The organism is Streptomyces hundungensis (assembly GCF_003627815.1).
In the GTDB taxonomy this organism is placed as follows: Bacteria; Actinomycetota; Actinomycetes; order Streptomycetales; family Streptomycetaceae; genus Streptomyces; species Streptomyces hundungensis_A.
On the sequence record NZ_CP032698.1, the window covers coordinates 4,405,453 to 4,422,666 of the forward strand.

At 71.5% G+C, this 17,214-nt stretch carries 16 protein-coding genes; 9 read left to right on the top strand and 7 right to left on the bottom strand.

Annotated elements, in window-relative coordinates:
• Nucleotides 1-6: 6 nt before the first annotated feature.
• Entirely contained in the window at nt 7-984 is a 978-nt protein-coding gene (locus tag DWB77_RS19685; RefSeq protein ID WP_120722486.1) for an NAD(P)H-quinone oxidoreductase, read from the top strand.
• A gap of 90 nt (nt 985-1,074) precedes the next feature.
• Here DWB77_RS19685 and DWB77_RS19690 read toward each other — a convergent pair whose 3' ends face one another.
• From DWB77_RS19690 to DWB77_RS19695, 3 genes are all read right to left on the bottom strand, one after another.
• Complete coding sequence (locus tag DWB77_RS19690; RefSeq protein ID WP_120727990.1) at nt 1,075-1,614, bottom strand: bacterial proteasome activator family protein; 540 nt, start codon at nt 1,612-1,614, stop codon at nt 1,075-1,077.
• A gap of 190 nt (nt 1,615-1,804) precedes the next feature.
• Entirely contained in the window at nt 1,805-2,299 is a 495-nt protein-coding gene (locus tag DWB77_RS37870) for a hypothetical protein (RefSeq protein ID WP_162952562.1), read from the bottom strand.
• 183 nt (nt 2,300-2,482) lie between these two features.
• Nucleotides 2,483-4,102, bottom strand: coding sequence for a protein kinase domain-containing protein (locus tag DWB77_RS19695; RefSeq protein WP_120722487.1), 1,620 nt, complete (start codon nt 4,100-4,102; stop codon nt 2,483-2,485).
• Between the two features lie 323 nt (nt 4,103-4,425).
• Between DWB77_RS19695 and DWB77_RS19700 the strand changes: the two genes are divergently transcribed.
• Nucleotides 4,426-6,114 (top strand): protein kinase domain-containing protein, encoded by a 1,689-nt coding sequence (locus DWB77_RS19700; RefSeq protein WP_120722488.1) that lies wholly within the window; start codon nt 4,426-4,428, stop codon nt 6,112-6,114.
• Nucleotides 6,115-6,140: 26 nt separating this feature from the next.
• On the opposite strand, the gene DWB77_RS19705 is transcribed toward DWB77_RS19700, so the two are convergent.
• The 3 genes from DWB77_RS19705 to DWB77_RS19715 all read right to left on the bottom strand — a co-directional run bounded on the left by DWB77_RS19705 (nt 6,141) and on the right by DWB77_RS19715 (nt 8,367).
• Nucleotides 6,141-7,154 carry a phosphotransferase gene (locus DWB77_RS19705; RefSeq protein WP_120722489.1) on the bottom strand — a complete coding sequence of 338 codons (1,014 nt, stop codon included), beginning with the start codon at nt 7,152-7,154 and terminating at the stop codon, nt 6,141-6,143.
• 15 nt (nt 7,155-7,169) lie between these two features.
• Nucleotides 7,170-7,586, bottom strand: a complete 417-nt coding sequence (locus DWB77_RS19710) for a pyridoxamine 5'-phosphate oxidase family protein (RefSeq protein ID WP_120722490.1) — start codon at nt 7,584-7,586, stop codon at nt 7,170-7,172.
• Between the two features lie 118 nt (nt 7,587-7,704).
• Nucleotides 7,705-8,367, bottom strand: a complete 663-nt coding sequence (locus tag DWB77_RS19715; RefSeq protein ID WP_120722491.1) for a response regulator — start codon at nt 8,365-8,367, stop codon at nt 7,705-7,707.
• A gap of 386 nt (nt 8,368-8,753) precedes the next feature.
• Between DWB77_RS19715 and pdhA the strand changes: the two genes are divergently transcribed.
• The 6 genes from pdhA (at nt 8,754) to DWB77_RS19745 (ending at nt 15,109) form a co-directional block, all read left to right on the top strand.
• Nucleotides 8,754-9,938, top strand: a complete 1,185-nt coding sequence (pdhA, locus tag DWB77_RS19720) for a pyruvate dehydrogenase (acetyl-transferring) E1 component subunit alpha (RefSeq protein WP_120722492.1) — start codon at nt 8,754-8,756, stop codon at nt 9,936-9,938.
• Nucleotides 9,935-10,915 carry an alpha-ketoacid dehydrogenase subunit beta gene (locus DWB77_RS19725; protein ID WP_120722493.1) on the top strand — a complete coding sequence of 327 codons (981 nt, stop codon included), beginning with the start codon at nt 9,935-9,937 and terminating at the stop codon, nt 10,913-10,915. Before pdhA ends, DWB77_RS19725 begins: the two co-directional genes overlap by 4 nt.
• A 10-nt stretch (nt 10,916-10,925) precedes the next feature.
• Nucleotides 10,926-12,332 (top strand): dihydrolipoamide acetyltransferase family protein, encoded by a 1,407-nt coding sequence (locus tag DWB77_RS19730; RefSeq protein WP_120727992.1) that lies wholly within the window; start codon nt 10,926-10,928, stop codon nt 12,330-12,332.
• 168 nt (nt 12,333-12,500) lie between these two features.
• Complete coding sequence (locus DWB77_RS19735) at nt 12,501-13,088, top strand: hypothetical protein (protein ID WP_120722494.1); 588 nt, start codon at nt 12,501-12,503, stop codon at nt 13,086-13,088.
• A gap of 63 nt (nt 13,089-13,151) precedes the next feature.
• Entirely contained in the window at nt 13,152-13,814 is a 663-nt protein-coding gene (locus DWB77_RS19740) for a GntR family transcriptional regulator (protein WP_174248587.1), read from the top strand.
• Nucleotides 13,811-15,109, top strand: a complete 1,299-nt coding sequence (locus DWB77_RS19745; RefSeq protein ID WP_120722496.1) for an MFS transporter — start codon at nt 13,811-13,813, stop codon at nt 15,107-15,109. Before DWB77_RS19740 ends, DWB77_RS19745 begins: the two co-directional genes overlap by 4 nt.
• 24 nt (nt 15,110-15,133) lie before the next feature.
• Here the strand turns inward: DWB77_RS19745 and DWB77_RS19750 are convergent, their stop codons facing one another.
• Nucleotides 15,134-15,958 carry a maleylpyruvate isomerase family mycothiol-dependent enzyme gene (locus DWB77_RS19750; RefSeq protein WP_120722497.1) on the bottom strand — a complete coding sequence of 275 codons (825 nt, stop codon included), beginning with the start codon at nt 15,956-15,958 and terminating at the stop codon, nt 15,134-15,136.
• A gap of 163 nt (nt 15,959-16,121) precedes the next feature.
• On the opposite strand from DWB77_RS19750, the gene DWB77_RS19755 reads away from it, so the two are divergent.
• Nucleotides 16,122-16,895 (top strand): carbon-nitrogen family hydrolase, encoded by a 774-nt coding sequence (locus tag DWB77_RS19755; RefSeq protein WP_120722498.1) that lies wholly within the window; start codon nt 16,122-16,124, stop codon nt 16,893-16,895.
• Nucleotides 16,896-17,214 lie beyond the last annotated feature (319 nt).

Sequence of the window (17,214 nt, forward strand, 5' to 3'; positions counted from 1 at the left end):
GGCCGCATGTATGCGATCACGATTCCTGAGCCGGGCGGTCCCGAGGCGCTGATCTGGGCCGAGGTCCCCGATCCCGTACCGGGCGAGGGCGAGGTCCTCGTCGAGGTGGCCGCCGCCGCCGTCAACCGTGCCGATGTGCTCCAGCGCCAGGGCTTCTACAACCCGCCGCCCGGCGCCTCTCCCTACCCGGGCCTGGAGTGCTCGGGGCGGATCGCCGCGCTCGGGCCGGGGGTGACCGGCTGGAGCGTCGGCGACGAGGTGTGCGCGCTGCTGAGCGGCGGCGGCTACGCGCAGAAGGTGGCCGTGCCGGCCGGCCAGCTGCTGCCCGTGCCCGAGGGCGTGGACCTGGTCACGGCGGCGGCGCTGCCCGAGGTCACCTGCACCGTGTGGTCCAACGTGTTCATGGTGTCCCATCTGCGCCCCGGCGAGACGCTCCTGGTGCACGGCGGGGCGAGCGGCATCGGCACCATGGCGATTCAGCTGGGCAAGGCGGTCGGCGCCAAGGTCGCGGTGACCGCGGGAGGCCCCGCCAAGCTGGAGCGCTGCGCCGAACTGGGCGCCGACATCCTGATCGACTACCGCGAACAGGACTTCGTGGACGAGGTGTTGAAGGCCACGGACGGCGTCGGCGCCGATGTCGTCCTCGACATCATGGGCGCCAAGTACCTGGAGCGGAACGTGCGCGCCCTCGCCGTCAACGGACGTCTCGCGATCATCGGCCTCCAGGGCGGCGCCAAGGGCGAGCTGAACCTCGGCGCGCTGCTCACCAAGCGGGCCGCCGTCACCGCGACCTCCCTGCGCGGCCGCCCCGCCTCGGAGAAGGCGACGATCGTGGCGGCCGTACGCGAACACGTGTGGCCGCTGATCGCCGGGGGCCAGGTGCGTCCCGTGGTCGACCGGACGCTGCCGCTCGCGGACGCCGCCGAAGGACACCGGGTGCTCGAGGCGTCGAGCCACGTCGGCAAGGTGCTGCTGACGGCCTGACCAGCACAGGACCGCGAAGAGGGGGCGCCGCGAAGGCGCCCCCTCTTGTGCTGTTCCGTGGTGACTTCGGTGCGCCCTGCCGGGGCCGGGTTACAGGTAGGGGCCCGAGCGGGCGCCCGTGTGCGGGCCGTCCTCGTCGTCGTCCTCGTGCAGCGTCCCGGGAGGCAGTGCGCGACGCATCTGCTCCAACTGGGCGCGGGCCGCCATCTGCTGGGCGAACAGCGCCGTCTGGATCCCGTGGAAGAGACCTTCGAGCCAGCCGACCAACTGGGCCTGGGCGATGCGGAGTTCGGCCTCCGAGGGGATCGCCTCGTCCGTGAACGGCAGGGAGAGTCGCTCCAGCTCCTCGACCAGCTCCGGCGCCAGACCGTCCTCCAGCTCCTTGACCGACGAAGCGTGGATGTCCTTGAGGCGCACACGGCTCGCCTCGTCGAGAGGAGCCGCGCGGACTTCCTCGAGGAGCTGCTTGATCATGCTGCCGATGCGCATGACCTTCGCGGGCTGTTCGACCATTTCCGTCACCGGGACCTCGCGGGACTCGTCGTCTCCACCGCCGATGGCCATACCGTCCTGGCCTACGACCAGGATGGGGGGGCTGTCCGGCGACTTATCGTTCCTCGGCATCTCCATGCCGCCCATTCTCTCGCACACGTGCCTCACATCCCGTTGTGCCCCCGGGAAGAGATGATCCACCGCCTTGCGTGCGGCGATTCCTCCCGGACAGGCGATGTTTCACGTGAAACGGGAGCTCTTTGCCGCCCGTCTTCTCACGGCCTGCGCAGCCGCAGGGCCAGAAATCCGAGGCCCAGCCCGGTCAGGGTCAGCCCGGCTCCCATCGAGAGGACGTGGACGCGCAGATCGGAGCTGCCGGAGAGGGCCTGGGGCGACCGGTGGTGGCGGCCCGGGGGAGGGTGCCGCCGGGTGTGCGGGCGGGCGTCGGCGGTGGGGGCTCGGGTGGCGGAACGTCGGCGGCGGGCGGCGGCTCGGCGGGTTCGCGGCCCGGGACCGCCTCGTCGGTCGCCATCGCGTCGGTGGCGTCCGGGAGAAAATCCTGCGCCTTCCGGCCGGGCCGGGTACGGCCTTCGCCCGCCCGGCTGCCCGCCAGGTGCTGGTCCTGCGAGACGGTCTGCGGCGAGGGGTCGGTTCGCGGTGATGGCTCCGTCCTCGGCGAGGGCCGGGCCGTGCCGGAGGGCGACGCGCTCGTGGGCGGGCCGGGCGAGGGGGTGCCGACGGCGGCCGCGTACGGCAAGGGCGTCAGAAGCAGCGCCCCGGTCAGCGAAACGGCCGCGGTGAGCGACCGGATCCCTGGAGTCATGCGAGGGACCCCTTCCGCTACGACGTGGATCGCCTGGGATGACCGAATCAGCGTCACACGGGGCGAGTTGCGCGGCATCCCGGGAAGCGTCCGGCGTGCGCCGAACGGGACGGCCCCGCCCGCCCCATGCGCGAAGGCCCGACACCAACGGTGCCGGGCCTTCGTCGAACGCGTGGTGCGCGGTTACTGCGAGGGCGGGTTGCCCGAGGAGATCTGGAGCGTGAACTGCGCGTTCTTCTTGTCCACGTCGACTCCGGCGGCGGGGAACTGGGTGACCACCACGTCCTGGCCCCACTGGCCGTTGTCGATCGTCTCGGTGTTGACCTTCCAGCCCGCGGCCTGAATGCAGGACTTCACCGACAGGATGTCCTTGTAGGAGAAGTCGGGAGCCTGGACCTTGCCCGGGTCGAGGGTGGAGGTCTGCGGCGAGGTGCACTTCTCCGTGTTCATCGTGCGCTCGCGCTCCGGGCCCTTGTGGCCGGCGGGGGCCGCCGAGCCGCTGGACTTCGCGTCGCTGCCGCCGCCCGTGTCGTCGTTCTTGTTCAGGGCCAGCGCCGTGACCAGACCGCCGACCGCGAGCAGCGCCACCACGATCGCGCCCACGATCACCGGGGTGTTCCGCTTGGAACCGCCGGAGGCGGCGGGGGTGTGCGCCGGGGACATCGTGTACGGCGGCGGCGTCTGGGCCGCCATCGGGGCGGGCTGCTGCGGGTAGCCGTACGAGGGCTGCGGCGTCGGCGCCGGGGTGGGCGGACCGTAGGGCCCCGGCTGGTACGGCGTCTGGACACTGCCCTGCGGGCCGGGCGCGGTCCCCGAGCCGAGCGGCGGGAAGACGGTCGCGGCGACCCCGGTGCCGCTGACGGGCGGGGCGCCGCCGGTGATGACCGGGGCCGCGCCCATCTGGCCCGCGGAGGCGATCCGCAGGATCTCGTCGTGCATGGCCTGGGCGCTCGGGAAACGCTCGTTCGGGTTCTTCTTCAGCGCGCGGGCGACCAGCGCGTCCATGGCCGGGGTGATCGACCGGTTGACGGAGGAGGGCGCGACCGGCTCCTCCTGGACGTGTGCGTACGCGATCGCAAGCGCCGAGTCCGCGTCGAAGGGGATGCGGCCGGTCAGGAGCTGGAAGAGCATGATGCCGACCGAGTACAGGTCGGAGCGGGCGTCCACGCCGCGGCCCAGCGCCTGCTCCGGCGACAGGTACTGGGGGGTGCCCACGACCATGCCGGTCTGGGTCATGGAGGTGACGCCGGACTGCATGGCGCGGGCGATGCCGAAGTCCATCACCTTGACGACGCCGCGCTTGGTCATCATCACGTTGCCCGGCTTGATGTCCCGGTGGACCAGGCCCATCTCGTGGCTGACCTCAAGCGCGGCCAGCACGTCGGCGGTCACCTTGAGGGCCTTGTCGGCGGGCATCGCCCCGTACTGCTGGGTGTCGCGGTGCAGCGTCGAGCTGAGCGGCTCGCCCTCCACGTACTCCATGACGATGTACGGCATCACGCCCTCGCCGCCGGCGGAGCCGTTGAAGGTGACCGTGTCCTCGCCGGTGTCGAAGACGGAGACGATGTTGGTGTGCTGGAGCTTGGCGACGGCCTGCGCCTCGCGGCGGAACCGCTCGCGGAACGACTGCTCCCGGCCGAGCTCGGTGTGCAGCGTCTTGATGGCGACCTGACGGTCGAGAGCGGAGTCGTACGCGAGGTACACCGACGCCATGCCGCCCTCGCCGAGGAGGTCGCGCAGCTGGTAGCGCCCGCCCGCGATGGAACCGCCCGCATAGCGACCGTGTGCGCCGTCCTGGCTCATGACTGTGCATCCCCCTTGGCGCGGTGGCCAGTGATGATCCTCGATTTTTCAGGCCAAGTCTGCCCGAGGGGTCGGACACGTCAAGCCGAGTGCCCGTTCCGTGACCGTACGCGCTGGAAGAGTCTCGCAAGCGTTACAGGAACAGCATGGAAAACGTACGGGATTTGCATGGGTGCACGCGGAACCGATTGGATGGCCGGTCCATCCCGGACCGGCGCCCCGCGTGAACGCTGTAGCGTGCACTACTGCACGACCAGCGGTGGCGCACGACGGAAGACCCCAAGGAAGACCGCGGACGCGGCCAGATACGACGGCGAGGACTGATGGCACCCGAACCCGACGGAAACGGCGCCGGGATGGCCGATGGTCAGGACCACGAGTCCTGGGTCGGCGGCCTCGTCGGCGACGGCCGGTACCGCCTGACCCACCGGCTCGGCCGCGGTGGCATGGCGGAGGTGTTCGCCGCCGAGGACGTACGCCTCGGCCGTACCGTCGCCGTGAAGCTGCTCCGTGCCGATCTCGCCGAGGACCCGGTGTCCAAGGCGCGCTTCACGCGTGAGGCGCAGTCGGTGGCCGGTCTCAACCACCACGCGGTGGTGGCGGTGTACGACTCCGGTGAGGACGTCGTGGGCGGCCGGACCGTCCCGTACATCGTCATGGAGCTCGTCGAGGGCCGCACCATCCGCGACCTGTTGGTGGACGCGGATGCCCCGCCGCCGGAGCAGGCGCTGATCATCGTGTCCGGTGTTCTGGAGGCGCTGGCCTACTCGCACCAGCACGGCATCGTGCACCGGGACATCAAGCCCGCCAACGTGATCATCACGGACACCGGCGCGGTCAAGGTGATGGACTTCGGCATCGCGCGGGCCCTGCACGGTGCCCAGTCGACGATGACCCAGACCGGCATGGTCATGGGCACGCCGCAGTACCTCTCGCCCGAGCAGGCGCTCGGCAAGGCCGTCGACCACCGCTCCGACCTGTACGCCACGGGTTGTCTGCTGTACGAACTCCTCGCGCTGCGGCCCCCGTTCATCGGCGAGACGCCGCTGAGCGTGGTCTACCAGCACGTCCAGGACATGCCGGTGCCGCCCTCGCAGGCGGCCCATGTGGCGCCGCCGGAACTCGACGGCCTCGTCATGCGTTCTCTCGCCAAGGACCCGGACGACCGTTTCCAGTCCGCCGAGGAGATGCGCGGCCTGGTCCAGTACGGCTTGCAGATGCTCCAGGCGCAGGGCGGCCACACCGGCACCTGGAACACCGGCCCGGTCGAGCTGATGCACGAGGGCGCCCACACCCCGGCGATGGGCACCGCCGGTGCGACGTCGGTCATGGGCCATCCCGTGCACGGGGAGACCTCGCAGTTCGGCGGCCCGATGCTGCCGCCGATGAACCCGAACGACGGCGGGTACGACGGCTACGACCACGGCGGCCACAAGCAGGGCGGCGGTGGCCGCAGCGGCAAGATGGTGCTGTTCGTGGTGCTCGCGATCGTGGCGATCGCTGTGGGTGTCGCGTTCGCGCTGAGCGCCACCCAGGGCTCGGGTTCGGGCTCCGGCGGTGGCGGCAAGACCTCCAACACGCCGAAGACCTCGCCGTCGGTCTCCCAGTCGGACACTCCCTCGACGCCGGACACGCCGGGCACCAGTCAGGGCCAGACGTACGGCAGCAGCACGAGCGGCAACGGCGAGTCCCCCTCGCGTCACCGCTCGCGCTCGGCCTCGCCGTCGCCAAGCAAGTCGCAGTCCTCGCACTCCCCGGGCACGGACCAGGGGACGACCGACGGCACGTCGACGGGCACCAGCGAAGGCACCACCGAAGGCACGACCGACGGCACCTCGACGGGCACCAGCAAGGGCACCACCGAGGGCACGACGACCGGGACCAGCAAGGGCACGACCGAGGGCACCACGACGGGCACGAGCAAGGGCACCACCGAAGGCACGACGACGGGTACCAGCAAGGGCACCACCCAAGGCACCACGTCCGGCCCCGGCGGTACGCCGAGCCCCTGACCCGCCGACCCCCGCCGCACCCCGTCTCACCCCGCGAAGGCCTCGCACACCGCCTCGTACTCGCGGGTCCACCAGACCGCCAGGGCCGACGCCGCAGGAAACTGCGGGTCGGCCCTTCGGTCGTGGAGCTGGTAGCGCCAGCGCAGGATCCAGAAGTCGTTGAGCCGCTCCCACCACACCCGGTGCACGGCGGCCGCCAGCTCCTCGGCGTCGGCCCCGGCGGCCCGCCGGTAGGCCCGCGCGTAGGCCCGTACCTTCGCCAGTTCCAGCTCGCCCGAGGGGCGGACGAAGAAGATCGCCGCGGCCCGGACGGCCTCCTCGGCGCGGGGCTGGACGCCGAGCCGGTCCCAGTCGACGATCGCGGCGGGCTCGGCCGAGCGGCCCTCGCCCCGGTACAGCAGGTTCAGCGGGTGGAAGTCGCCGTGCACCCAGGCGCCCGTCACGGGGGTCGCGGGGCGGCGGTGGGCGTGCAGGCCGAGCAGGACCCGGCGCTCCAGGAGGCGGTGTTCGGCGAGTTCGTCGAAGGCGTCCCGCGGCTCGTGCCGGCGGGCCCGGGCGACCAGGTCGTCGATGAGGGCGAGGGTGTTCACGGGGTCGGCGCTGCGGTGTTCGGCCTGCGGCACGTCGGGGTCCATGACCTGCGCCAGGCAGGTGTGCACCAGCCCGAGCAGGGCGCCGAGCCGGCGGGATTCCACGGCGCAGAGCTGGGCGCCGTCGCGGTGGCTGCCCTGGACCCAGGGGTGCAGGGCGTAGCAGTCGCCGCCGATCACCGCGACGGTGTCGCCGTCGGCGGCGGGGACGGGCGGGGCGACCGGGACCCCCAGGGCCTGGAGGCGTTCGGTCGCGCGGTGCTGGCGGGCGATGGCCTCGTGGTCGCCGTCCAGGTGGTGCTTGAGGAAGTAGTCGCCGCGGGTGGTGGCGAGCCGGTAACCGCGGTTCAGCAGGCCCTGGGCGACCCGTTCGCAGGAGAGCGGCTCACCGGGTGATGCGTAGCGGCGCAGCAGGGCGCCCACGGGTGGAGTTGCAGATGAGCGCGGCACCCCACAGATGTTAGATCACGCAACGTGTTGGAGTCGGCGCTCTGTGGAGTAGTCCAGCGAATGAACCGTCACGAACTGGGGTTCGATTCGCATGTAGACGGGGTCGAAGGGCTCGCCGTCCACGGCGCACGGGTCCGCGCCGAAGAGCCCGCGCTGCTCGGGCGTCGGCTCGAAGGGCTCGGCGGTGCCGGTGAACTGCACCGACCACACGTGCGGTTCACCCGTGCTGAGGTTGTCCGCGCCGTACGCGACCACGCTGCCCAGGCAGGCGTGGTGGTAGCCGAGGCCCGCGTGCAGACGGAGCAGGACGCGGTCGTCCACCACGACGTGGCGGGCGGGGGCGACGAATGGCAGGGCGCGCATGCTGGTCGCCACCCGGCCGTGGGGGACGCGGCCGAGCAGCTCGATGGCGCGGGCTTCCTCGAAGGACATGCCCCCCACTCTCGTCGTCCGCCGACGCCCCCGAAAGAGCCCGGCGCCCCGCTCGGGCGGGCCCAAAGTCCCGAAAGAACGGGCCCGGTCCGCCCGGGCGAGGGCCTTCAGTGGGCCTTCAGTGGCTCTTCTCTGCCTGGATGCGGGCCACGTACGCGGCGGCCTGGGAGCGGCGTTCCATGCCGAGCTTGGACAGCAGGGAGGAGACGTAGTTCTTGATCGTCTTCTCGGCGAGGTGCAGGCGCTCGCCGATCACGCGGTTGGTGAGGCCCTCGCCGATCAGGTCGAGGATCTTGCGTTCCTGGTCGGTGAGGTTGGCGAGGCGGTCGTCGCCCTTGCTCTTGCCGCCGTCGCGCAGCCGCTCCAGGACCCGGGCGGTGGCCACCGGGTCGAGCAGCGACTTGCCCGCGGCGACGTCCCGTACGGCGGTCAGGAGCTCACTGCCGCGGATCGCCTTGAGGACGTATCCCGAGGCCCCGGCCATGATCGCGTCGAAAAGCGCTTCGTCGTCGGCGAACGAGGTGAGCATCAGGCACTTGATGTCCTCGTTCTGCGAACGGATCTCCCGGCAGACCTCTACTCCGCTGCCGTCCGGGAGGCGCACGTCGAGCACCGCGACATCGGGGCGGGTGGCCGGGATCCTGACCAGGGCGTCCGCGGCGGTGCCGGCTTCGCCGACGACTTCGATGTCGTCCTCGACGGAGAGCATTTCGTGGACGCCGCGACGCACTACCTCGTGGTCGTCGAGCAGGAATACGGTGATTTTGCCTGTTTCGCGCACGGAATCAGTCTCACACATTCATCCGAAGGCCGCCGGAAGGTGCCATAAGTGACCCCTTCCCGAACGTCCGCGACCGGGATAACGTGCCGTTGTTCCGGCGGCCTGCAAGGCTGTGACCAGCGACTGTTTCCCAGTTTCTCGATTTACTTGGAAATCCAAGCAAAATCGCAGGTCAAGTGGGGTTTCGCAGTAATGCGCAGCACTGGGTAACGTGCCTTTGGCAGGGCGCTCGCCGGGGCACCTGTCACGCCTGATCCCCGGCCGAGCGCGCACACCCCCGTGCACTTGAGACGGACAGGCGAGCCTCTCCCCAGCTCTCGACGAGCCGGGGGGACCCCCAGGCTCACCGGCGAACCCGGGAGCCGGACAGACGGAGGAGCACGCACGTGACCGTGGAGAGCACTGCCGCGCGTAAACCGCGACGCAGCAGCAAGCGCACCGCCGGCGCCGGCGCCAAGAAGACGGCCGCCGAGCCCGAGCTCGTACAGCTGCTGACGCCCGAGGGCGAGCGGGTCGAGCACCCTGACTACGACGTCGACCTGAGCGCCGATGAACTGCGCGGGCTCTACCGCGACATGGTCCTGACCCGGCGGTTCGACGCCGAGGCCACCGCGCTGCAACGCCAGGGCGAGCTGGGCCTGTGGGCCTCGCTGCTCGGCCAGGAGGCCGCGCAGATCGGCTCCGGGCGTGCGCTGCGGGACGACGACTACGTCTTCCCCACCTACCGCGAGCACGGCGTCGCCTGGTGTCGCGGGGTCGACCCGACGAACCTGCTCGGCATGTTCCGCGGCGTCAACCACGGTGGCTGGGACCCCACCACCAACAACTTCCACCTGTACACGATCGTCATCGGCTCGCAGACGCTGCACGCGACCGGCTACGCCATGGGCGTCGCCAAGGACGGTGCCGACAGCGCCGTGGTCGCCTACTTCGGTGACGGCGCGTCCAGCCAGGGCGACGTGGCGGAGGCCTTCACCTTCTCCGCCGTCTACAACGCCCCCGTCGTGTTCTTCTGCCAGAACAACCAGTGGGCGATCTCCGAGCCCACCGAGAAGCAGATGCGCGTCCCGCTCTACCAGCGCGCCCAGGGCTTCGGCTTCCCCGGTGTGCGGGTCGACGGCAACGACGTCCTCGCCTGCCTGGCCGTGACGCGCTCCGCCCTGGAGCGGGCCCGCCGGGGCGAAGGACCCACCCTGGTCGAGGCGTTCACCTACCGGATGGGCGCCCACACCACCTCCGACGACCCGACGAAGTACCGGGCCGACGAGGAGCGCGAGGCGTGGGAGGCCAAGGACCCGATCCTGCGCCTGCGCACCTACCTGGAGAAGGCCGGCCTCGCGGACGCGGCCTTCTTCGAGGAGCTGGAGACCGAGTCGGAGACGCTCGGCAAGCGGGTGCGCGAGGTGGTCCGTGCCATGCCGGACCCCGAGCCGATGGCCATGTTCGAGAACATCTACGCCGACGGCCACACGCTCGTCGACGAGGAGCGCGCCCAGTTCGCCGCCTACCAGGCGTCGTTCGCGGCCGAGTCCGAGGGCGGCTCCGCCGCGGGGGAGGCCAACCAGCGATGACCGTACAGAAGTTGCCGATCGCCAAGGCGATCAACGAGTCGCTGCGCAAGGCGATGGAGACCGACCCCAAGGTCCTGATCATGGGTGAGGACGTCGGCAAGCTCGGCGGCGTCTTCCGGGTCACCGACGGCCTGTTCAAGGACTTCGGCGAGGGCCGGGTCATCGACACCCCGCTCGCCGAGTCCGGCATCGTCGGCACCGCGATCGGCCTGGCCCTGCGCGGCTACCGGCCCGTCGTGGAGATCCAGTTCGACGGGTTCGTCTTCCCCGCCTACGACCAGATCGTCACCCAGCTCGCGAAGATGCACGCCCGCGCGCTCGGCAAGATCAAGCTGCCGGTCGTCGTCCGCATCCCCTACGGCGGCGGCATCGGCGCGGTCGAGCACCACAGCGAGTCCCCCGAGACGCTGTTCGCGCACGTGGCGGGCTTGAAGGTGGTCAGCCCGTCCAACGCGTCCGACGCGTACTGGATGATGCAGCAGGCCATCCAGTGCGACGACCCGGTGATCTTCTTCGAGCCCAAGCGGCGCTACTGGGACAAGGGCGAGCTCGACACGGAGACCATCCCGGACCCGCTGCACAAGGCCCGTACGGTACGCGCCGGTTCGGACCTCACGCTGGTGGCGTACGGCCCGATGGTGAAGGTCTGCCTCGAAGCCGCGGCCGCGGCGCAGGAAGAGGGCAAGTCGATCGAGGTCGTGGACCTGCGCTCGATGTCGCCCATCGACTTCGACACCGTCCAGGCCTCCGTCGAGCGCACCGGCCGCCTGGTCGTCGCCCATGAGGCGCCGGTCTTCTACGGCGCCGGAGCGGAGATCGCCGCACGGATCACCGAGCGCTGCTTCTACCACCTGGAGGCCCCGGTGCTCCGGGTCGGCGGCTACCACGCCCCGTACCCGCCGGCGCGCCTGGAGGAGGAGTACCTGCCGGGTCTCGACCGGGTGCTCGACGCCGTCGACCGCTCGCTGGCGTACTGAGGGAATGGTCGTGACGACAATGACTGAGAACGCAGCCCGCTACCGCGAGTTCAAGATGCCGGACGTCGGCGAGGGACTCACCGAGGCGGAGATCCTCAAGTGGTACGTCCAGCCCGGTGACACCGTCACCGACGGCCAGGTGGTGTGCGAGGTCGAGACCGCCAAGGCGGCCGTCGAACTCCCCATCCCCTACGACGGAGTGGTGCGCTCGCTCCACTTCGAAGAGGGCGTGACGGTGGACGTGGGCACGTCCATCATCACCGTGGACGTGGCCCCGGGGACCGACGACGCGGCGGACGCCCCGGCCGCCGGGTCGGTGGCACCGGCCGTGCCCGCCGCGCCCGCCGCGGAGGAGGAGCCCCAGGGCCGCCAGCCCGTCCTCGTGGGCTACGGCGTCTCCGAGGCTTCGACCAAGCGCCGCCCCCGCAAGGGCGCCACGGTTCCCGAGCAGGCCCCGGCCGAGGCCCTGCGCGCCGTGCAGACCGAGCTGAACGGTTCGGTGCCCGCACCGGCCCGCCCGCTCGCCAAGCCCCCGGTGCGCAAGCTCGCCAAGGACCTCGGCATCGACCTCGCCACCGTGGTGCCGACCGGCCCCGACGGCATCGTCACCCGCGAGGACGTGCACGCGGCGGTCGCTCCGGCGGCGTCCGTCCAGGGCGACGCCCCTGTTTCACGTGAAACAACTCCCGCTCCGGCGGCGCCGGTTCACTCCGACGCCCGCGAGACGCGCCTTCCCATCAAGGGCGTACGCAAGGCGACCGCGCAGGCCATGGTCGGCTCGGCGTTCACGGCGCCGCACGTCACGGAGTTCGTGACGGTCGACGTGACGCGGACGATGAAGCTCGTCGAGGAGCTCAAGGGCGACAAGGACATGGCGGGCCTGCGGGTCAACCCGCTGCTCCTGATCGCCAAGGCGCTCCTCGTGGCGATCAAGCGCAACCCGGACGTCAACGCCTCCTGGGACGAGGTGAACCAGGAGATCGTCCTCAAGCACTATGTGAACCTGGGGATCGCGGCGGCCACCCCGCGCGGTCTGATCGTCCCGAACATCAAGGACGCCCACGACAAGACGCTGCCTCAACTCGCGCAGTCGCTGGGCGAGTTGGTGGCGACGGCCCGCGAGGGCAAGACGTCGCCCGCCGCGATGTCGGGCGGCACGGTGACCATCACCAACGTCGGCGTGTTCGGCGTGGACACCGGCACCCCGATCCTGAACCCGGGTGAGGCCGCGATCCTGGCGGTCGGCGCGATCAAGCTCCAGCCCTGGGTGCACAAGGGCAAGGTCAAGCCGCGCCAGGTCACCACGCTCGCGCTCTCCTTCGACCACCGCCTGGTCGACGGCGAGCTCGGCTCGAAGGTCCTCGCCGATGTGGCGGCGGTCCTGGAGCAGCCGAAGCGGCTCATCACCTGGGCCTGACCGCCCCTCGGTCCCCGGTGCGCACCCCGCACCCGACCGCTCCCCCGGCCCCCGGCGCGCACCTCGCGCACCGGGGGCCGGGGCGCGTCCGGGCGGGCCCCGGTGGACAGGGGCGGGCGTCGGCCGGAGAGTGAAGGGGAGCGTCCCGAGGCCCGAGGGGAGCCGTTCATGAGGCCACGCGCCCGCGTCGCACTCGGCGCCACGATCGCCGCGGCCATCTGCACCGCGGCCCTCCTCGACCCGGCCGCCGGGCACCGGCACGGCGCCTCCGCGCCACCCGTGAGGCCCTTCTCGGCGGCCGCGCACAACCCGGCCGCCGCGACCCGACCGGCCGCGCCCCCGCCTCCCGTGGGGCCCTTCTCGGCGGGCCTTCCGGACCCGGCCGCCGCGACCCGGCCCGACGCCCTCGCGTCTCCCACGGGCGCCCTCGGCGGTGGCACGGCCTGCACCGCCTCCCGGGAGGTGTCCATCGGCGCCGGCGTCTCCGCGCTGCTGACCCTGAGCCCCGCAGGACCCAGGGTCGCCTTCAAGGACGGCCCGGGCCGGCCCCTCCCCGGCCTCGGCACCCTCGATCGCGCCCACCCCGCGGCGCCGCCCTCCGCGGGCATCCGTGCCGAGATCCTCACGCCGTACGGCACCGCGCCCCGGCTGAGGACCAAGGTCGAGGGCGGCGCCGCGACCCCGTACCAGCTCCAGGACTTTCCCCGGCTGCCCCGGGGGTGCGCCCTGAAAGGGGTCGAAGCGCCCGCCGCCTAGGGCGTCGTCCCGCGATCCGGACGGTGCTTTCTGATGCACCCCTGTTGTATCTATCCTGTGCGCATGCCTTCCGCCCCGGCCCCCGCCACCAAGCAGCCGCCCGCCGCCGACCGGGTCTACCTGTACGTCAAGCAGGCGGTGCTCGACCGCCGGTACGCGGGCGGCACGCTGCTCACCGAGGGGGAGCTGGCCGAGGCGGTCGGGGTGTCGCGGACGCCGGTGCGCGAAGCGCTGCTCAAGCTCGAAGTCGAGGGGCTGCTCAAGCTCTACCCGAAGAAGGGCGCCCTCGTGCTCGCCGTCTCCGCGCAGGAGACCGCCGACGTGGTCGAAACCCGGCTGCTCGTCGAGGAGTTCGCGGCCCGCCGGGCCGTACCCGCGCCGGACCGTCTGATCCGGCGCCTGGAGGAACTCCTGGCCGAGCAGAAGGCGCACGCCGACGCCGGAGACCTGGCCGCCGTCGCCGTCAGCGACCGCTGCTTCCACGCCGAGATCGTGAGCAACGCCGGGAACGCGATCCTGTCCCGGCTCTACGACCAGATGCGGGACCGCCAACTGCGCATGGGCGTCGCCGTGATGCACGCCCAGCCCGACCGCGTCGCCAAGAACATCGCCGAGCACGAGGAGATGCTGGCGGCGATCAGGGCCGGAGACGGCGAGCGGGCCGCGCACTGTGTGCGCCAACATCTGCGCTGGGTCAAGGTTTTGGTCAGGGGGGACGACCGATGAGTTCAGCGGGAACGCCCGCGCCGCGGACGCTGGGCGGGCGCCGCGCCGCGTTCGTGTGGGGCATAGGCGTCGGCGTCTACTTCGTCGCCGTCATCTTCCGCACCTCGCTCGGCGTCGCGGGCCTCGACGCCGCCGACCGCTTCCACGTCAACGCCTCGGCGCTGTCCACCTTCTCCATCCTCCAACTCCTTGTCTACGCGGGCATGCAGATACCCGTCGGCCTCATGGTCGACCGGCTCGGCACCAAGAAGGTCCTGGTGCTCGGGACCGCCCTGTTCACCGTCGGGCAGCTCGGCTTCGCCCTGTCTCCCTCGTACGGCACCGCGCTCGCCTCCCGGGCGCTGCTCGGCTGCGGTGACGCGATGACCTTCATCAGCGTGCTGCGGCTCGGCTCGCGCTGGTTCCCGCCCAAGCACGGCCCGATGATCGGGCAGGTCGCCGCGTTGTTCGGCATGGCCGGCAACCTGGTGTCCACCCTCGTCATCGCCCGCGCCCTGCACCACTTCGGCTGGACGGCGACCTTCGCGGGCAGCTCGCTCGCCGGGGTCGTCGTGCTGGTCCTGCTGCTCGCGTTCCTGCGCGACCACCCCGAGGGCCATGAGCCGCCGCCCGCCCATCACGCGGGGGCCGCGTTCGTCCGCCGTCAGATCGCCGAGTCCTGGCGCGAGCCCGGTACCCGCCTCGGCATGTGGGTGCACTTCACGACGCAGTTCCCCGCCATGGTGTTCCTGCTGCTGTGGGGGATGCCGTTCCTCGTCGAGGCCCAGGGCCTCGACCGGGGCGCGGCCGGGGGACTGCTGACCCTGGTGGTGCTCTCCAACATGGTCGTGGGCCTGGTGTTCGGCCAGCTCATAGCCCGCCACCATGCGGCCCGGCTGCCCCTGGCGCTCGGCACCATAGGGGCGACCGCCCTGCTATGGGCCGCGACCATCGCCTACCCGGGCGTCCACGCCCCGATGTGGCTGCTGGTCACACTCTGTCTGGTCCTGGGAGCGTGTGGCCCCGCCTCGATGATCGGCTTCGACTTCTCCCGCCCCGCCAACCCGCCGGAACGCCAGGGCACCGCCTCCGGGATCACCAACATGGGCGGCTTCATCGCCTCGATGACGACGCTGCTCGCGGTGGGCGTGCTGCTCGACGCGACCGGCGACAACTACCGCGTCGCCTTCTCGTCGGTGTTCGTCCTGGAGGCGCTGGGCATCGTCCAGATCCTGCGGCTGCGCAGGCGGGCCCAGCGTCGCGAACGGGAGCGGCTGGTGGCGAGCAGAGTGGAAGCGGTCCACGTGCCGGTATAGGCGCCCACCACACAGCGCGGTGGCTTACGGCGTGACCGCGAAGTGCCGCAGGATGGCGTCGGCCAGTGCCTGGTCGCCCTCCGCCTTGACGCGGTCGGCCACCGCGTGCGGACGGACCCGGCCGCAGGCCAGACGCAGGAAGGTCTCCCAGTCCATGGCGAGGGTGACGAGCGGGCCGAGCGAGGGCGCGCCGTCGATGGTGCCGTGCCCGTCCGCGTCCACCCGTACCGTGCGCAGGAACTCCAGCGGGCCGTGGATGTCGAAGACCACCGCCGAGTTGGGCGGCGCGCCCGCGTCCTTGGCGACGACCCGGGGCAGCGTGTGCAGCAGGATGTCGCGGGCCACGTACGCGCCCGGGGAGTCCAGGTTCCCCGGCTTGTTCAGCGCCCAGCGCAGGTCCTGCTCGTGCACCCACACATCGAACGCCCGCATCCGCAGCGCCAGTTCCAGCGTCTGCTCCGCGCCGAGCGGCGCCCGCACCTTGGTGTCCGGGTCGCGGTTCTCGTTGCGCAGCTGACGTGCCCGGCGAATGATCGTGTACTCCAGCTCGGAGGTCATCTCCGGCGCCGTGTGGTGGCGGCGCACATCGACCTGCATCTCCATGTAGCGGGCGAACTCGGTCTGCACATGGAAGATGTCGCGCGGCAGGGTGTGGATCGGCCGGGGATCGCCCAGCTGCTCGCACTCCATGCCGATGATGTGCGACACGATGTCCCGCACCGACCAGTTGGGGCACGGGGTGGGCCGGTTCCACTCGCCTTCGACGAGCGGCTGCACCAGCTCGGATATCGCCTCGATGGAGTGGGTCCAGGCATCGGCGTAGGTCTGAAGGCTGGGATGGACGGTCACGGGACCCCTCGGCGGTTCTTGTACGCGGGCTGGACTGCGGGACTGCGTGGGAGGCTTGGTCGCTAAGTTACGCTGCCGGGCAGCACCCCGGCAGTGCTTTCGTGTGACGATCGTAGGCTGTCTCCCGTAGTGCTGACGGCTCGAAGGCCAGGACGGTGGTACTGTGCGCGCTTCCCTCATCCAGATCGACGTCGACCCCGGCGAGTCCGTCAATTCCCGCCGCGAACGCGCGGGTTCGCTCGTCCGCGAGCAGCGGGGCAGCGATCTGGTCGTGCTCCCCGAGCTGTGGACGACCGGCGCCTTCGCCTACGAACTCTTCGGCGACGAGGCCGAGAAGCTCGACGGGCCGACCGCGCGGGCCATGTCCGAGGCGGCCCGGGACGCCGGTGTCTGGCTCCACGCGGGCTCCGTCCCGGAGCGGGGCGAGGACGGCGTGCTGTACAACACCTCCCTCGTCTTCTCGCCCGACGGCGCACTCGCGCACAGCTACCGCAAGATCCACCGGTTCGGCTTCGACAAGGGCGAGGCGGTTCTGATGGGCGCGGGCGACCGGCTCGTCACCGTGCCGCTGCCCGAGCTCACGCTGGGCCTCGCGACCTGTTACGACCTGCGCTTCCCCGAACTCTTCCGGGGTCTGGTCGACGCGGGCGCCCAGGCCTTCGTGATCCCGGCCGGCTGGCCCGAACGGCGCCGCGCCCACTGGACGCTGCTGGCGCGGGCCCGTGCGGTCGAGAACCAGGCGTATGTACTGGCCTGCGGGACGGCGGGGACGCATGCGGGGGTGGAGCAGGCGGGGCGCAGTGTGGTGGTGGATCCGTGGGGGGAGGTGCTCGCGGAGGCGGGGGCGGGGGAGGAGGTCCTGGTGGTGGACCTCGCGCCGGGGAAGGTCGCGGAGACCCGGGCGACCTTCCCGGCCCTACGAGACCGCGTCCTGTAGCCCCCCGGCCCCCTCGCCCCTCAACCCCCTGACCCTGCGGACCGTGCCCGCTCTTCGCGCAGTTCCCCGCGCCCCTTAAACCCCGTTTTCGTCCGCGGACCGTGCGTGGCTGGGCGCGCAGTTCCCCGCGCCCCCAAAACCCGTTTTCGTCTGCGGGCCGTGGGTGGCTGGGCGCGCAGTTCCTCGCGCCCCTTAAGTGCTCGGTGCTGGGGCACCTTCAGCCTGTCCGGCGATTGAGGACGAGCGCCGTTCAGGCGCGAACGGGGTCTGGGGCGGAGCCCCAGGAGGGCCGGAACCATCCAGCCCGACCCGGGGCCCG

Excerpts from the sequence above, each read along its gene's own strand:
- DWB77_RS19685 (WP_120722486.1), top strand. The coding sequence starts at position 7 with ATGTATGCGATCACGATTCCTGAGCCGGGCGGTCCCGAGGCGCTGATC.
- DWB77_RS19690 (WP_120727990.1), bottom strand. The coding sequence starts at position 1,614 with ATGGAGATGCCGAGGAACGATAAGTCGCCGGACAGCCCCCCCATCCTG.
- DWB77_RS37870 (WP_162952562.1), bottom strand. The coding sequence starts at position 2,299 with ATGACTCCAGGGATCCGGTCGCTCACCGCGGCCGTTTCGCTGACCGGG.
- DWB77_RS19695 (WP_120722487.1), bottom strand. The coding sequence starts at position 4,102 with ATGAGCCAGGACGGCGCACACGGTCGCTATGCGGGCGGTTCCATCGCG.
- DWB77_RS19700 (WP_120722488.1), top strand. The coding sequence starts at position 4,426 with ATGGCACCCGAACCCGACGGAAACGGCGCCGGGATGGCCGATGGTCAG.
- DWB77_RS19710 (WP_120722490.1), bottom strand. The coding sequence starts at position 7,586 with ATGTCCTTCGAGGAAGCCCGCGCCATCGAGCTGCTCGGCCGCGTCCCC.
- DWB77_RS19725 (WP_120722493.1), top strand. The coding sequence starts at position 9,935 with ATGACCGTACAGAAGTTGCCGATCGCCAAGGCGATCAACGAGTCGCTG.
- DWB77_RS19735 (WP_120722494.1), top strand. The coding sequence starts at position 12,501 with ATGAGGCCACGCGCCCGCGTCGCACTCGGCGCCACGATCGCCGCGGCC.
- DWB77_RS19740 (WP_174248587.1), top strand. The coding sequence starts at position 13,152 with ATGCCTTCCGCCCCGGCCCCCGCCACCAAGCAGCCGCCCGCCGCCGAC.
- DWB77_RS19745 (WP_120722496.1), top strand. The coding sequence starts at position 13,811 with ATGAGTTCAGCGGGAACGCCCGCGCCGCGGACGCTGGGCGGGCGCCGC.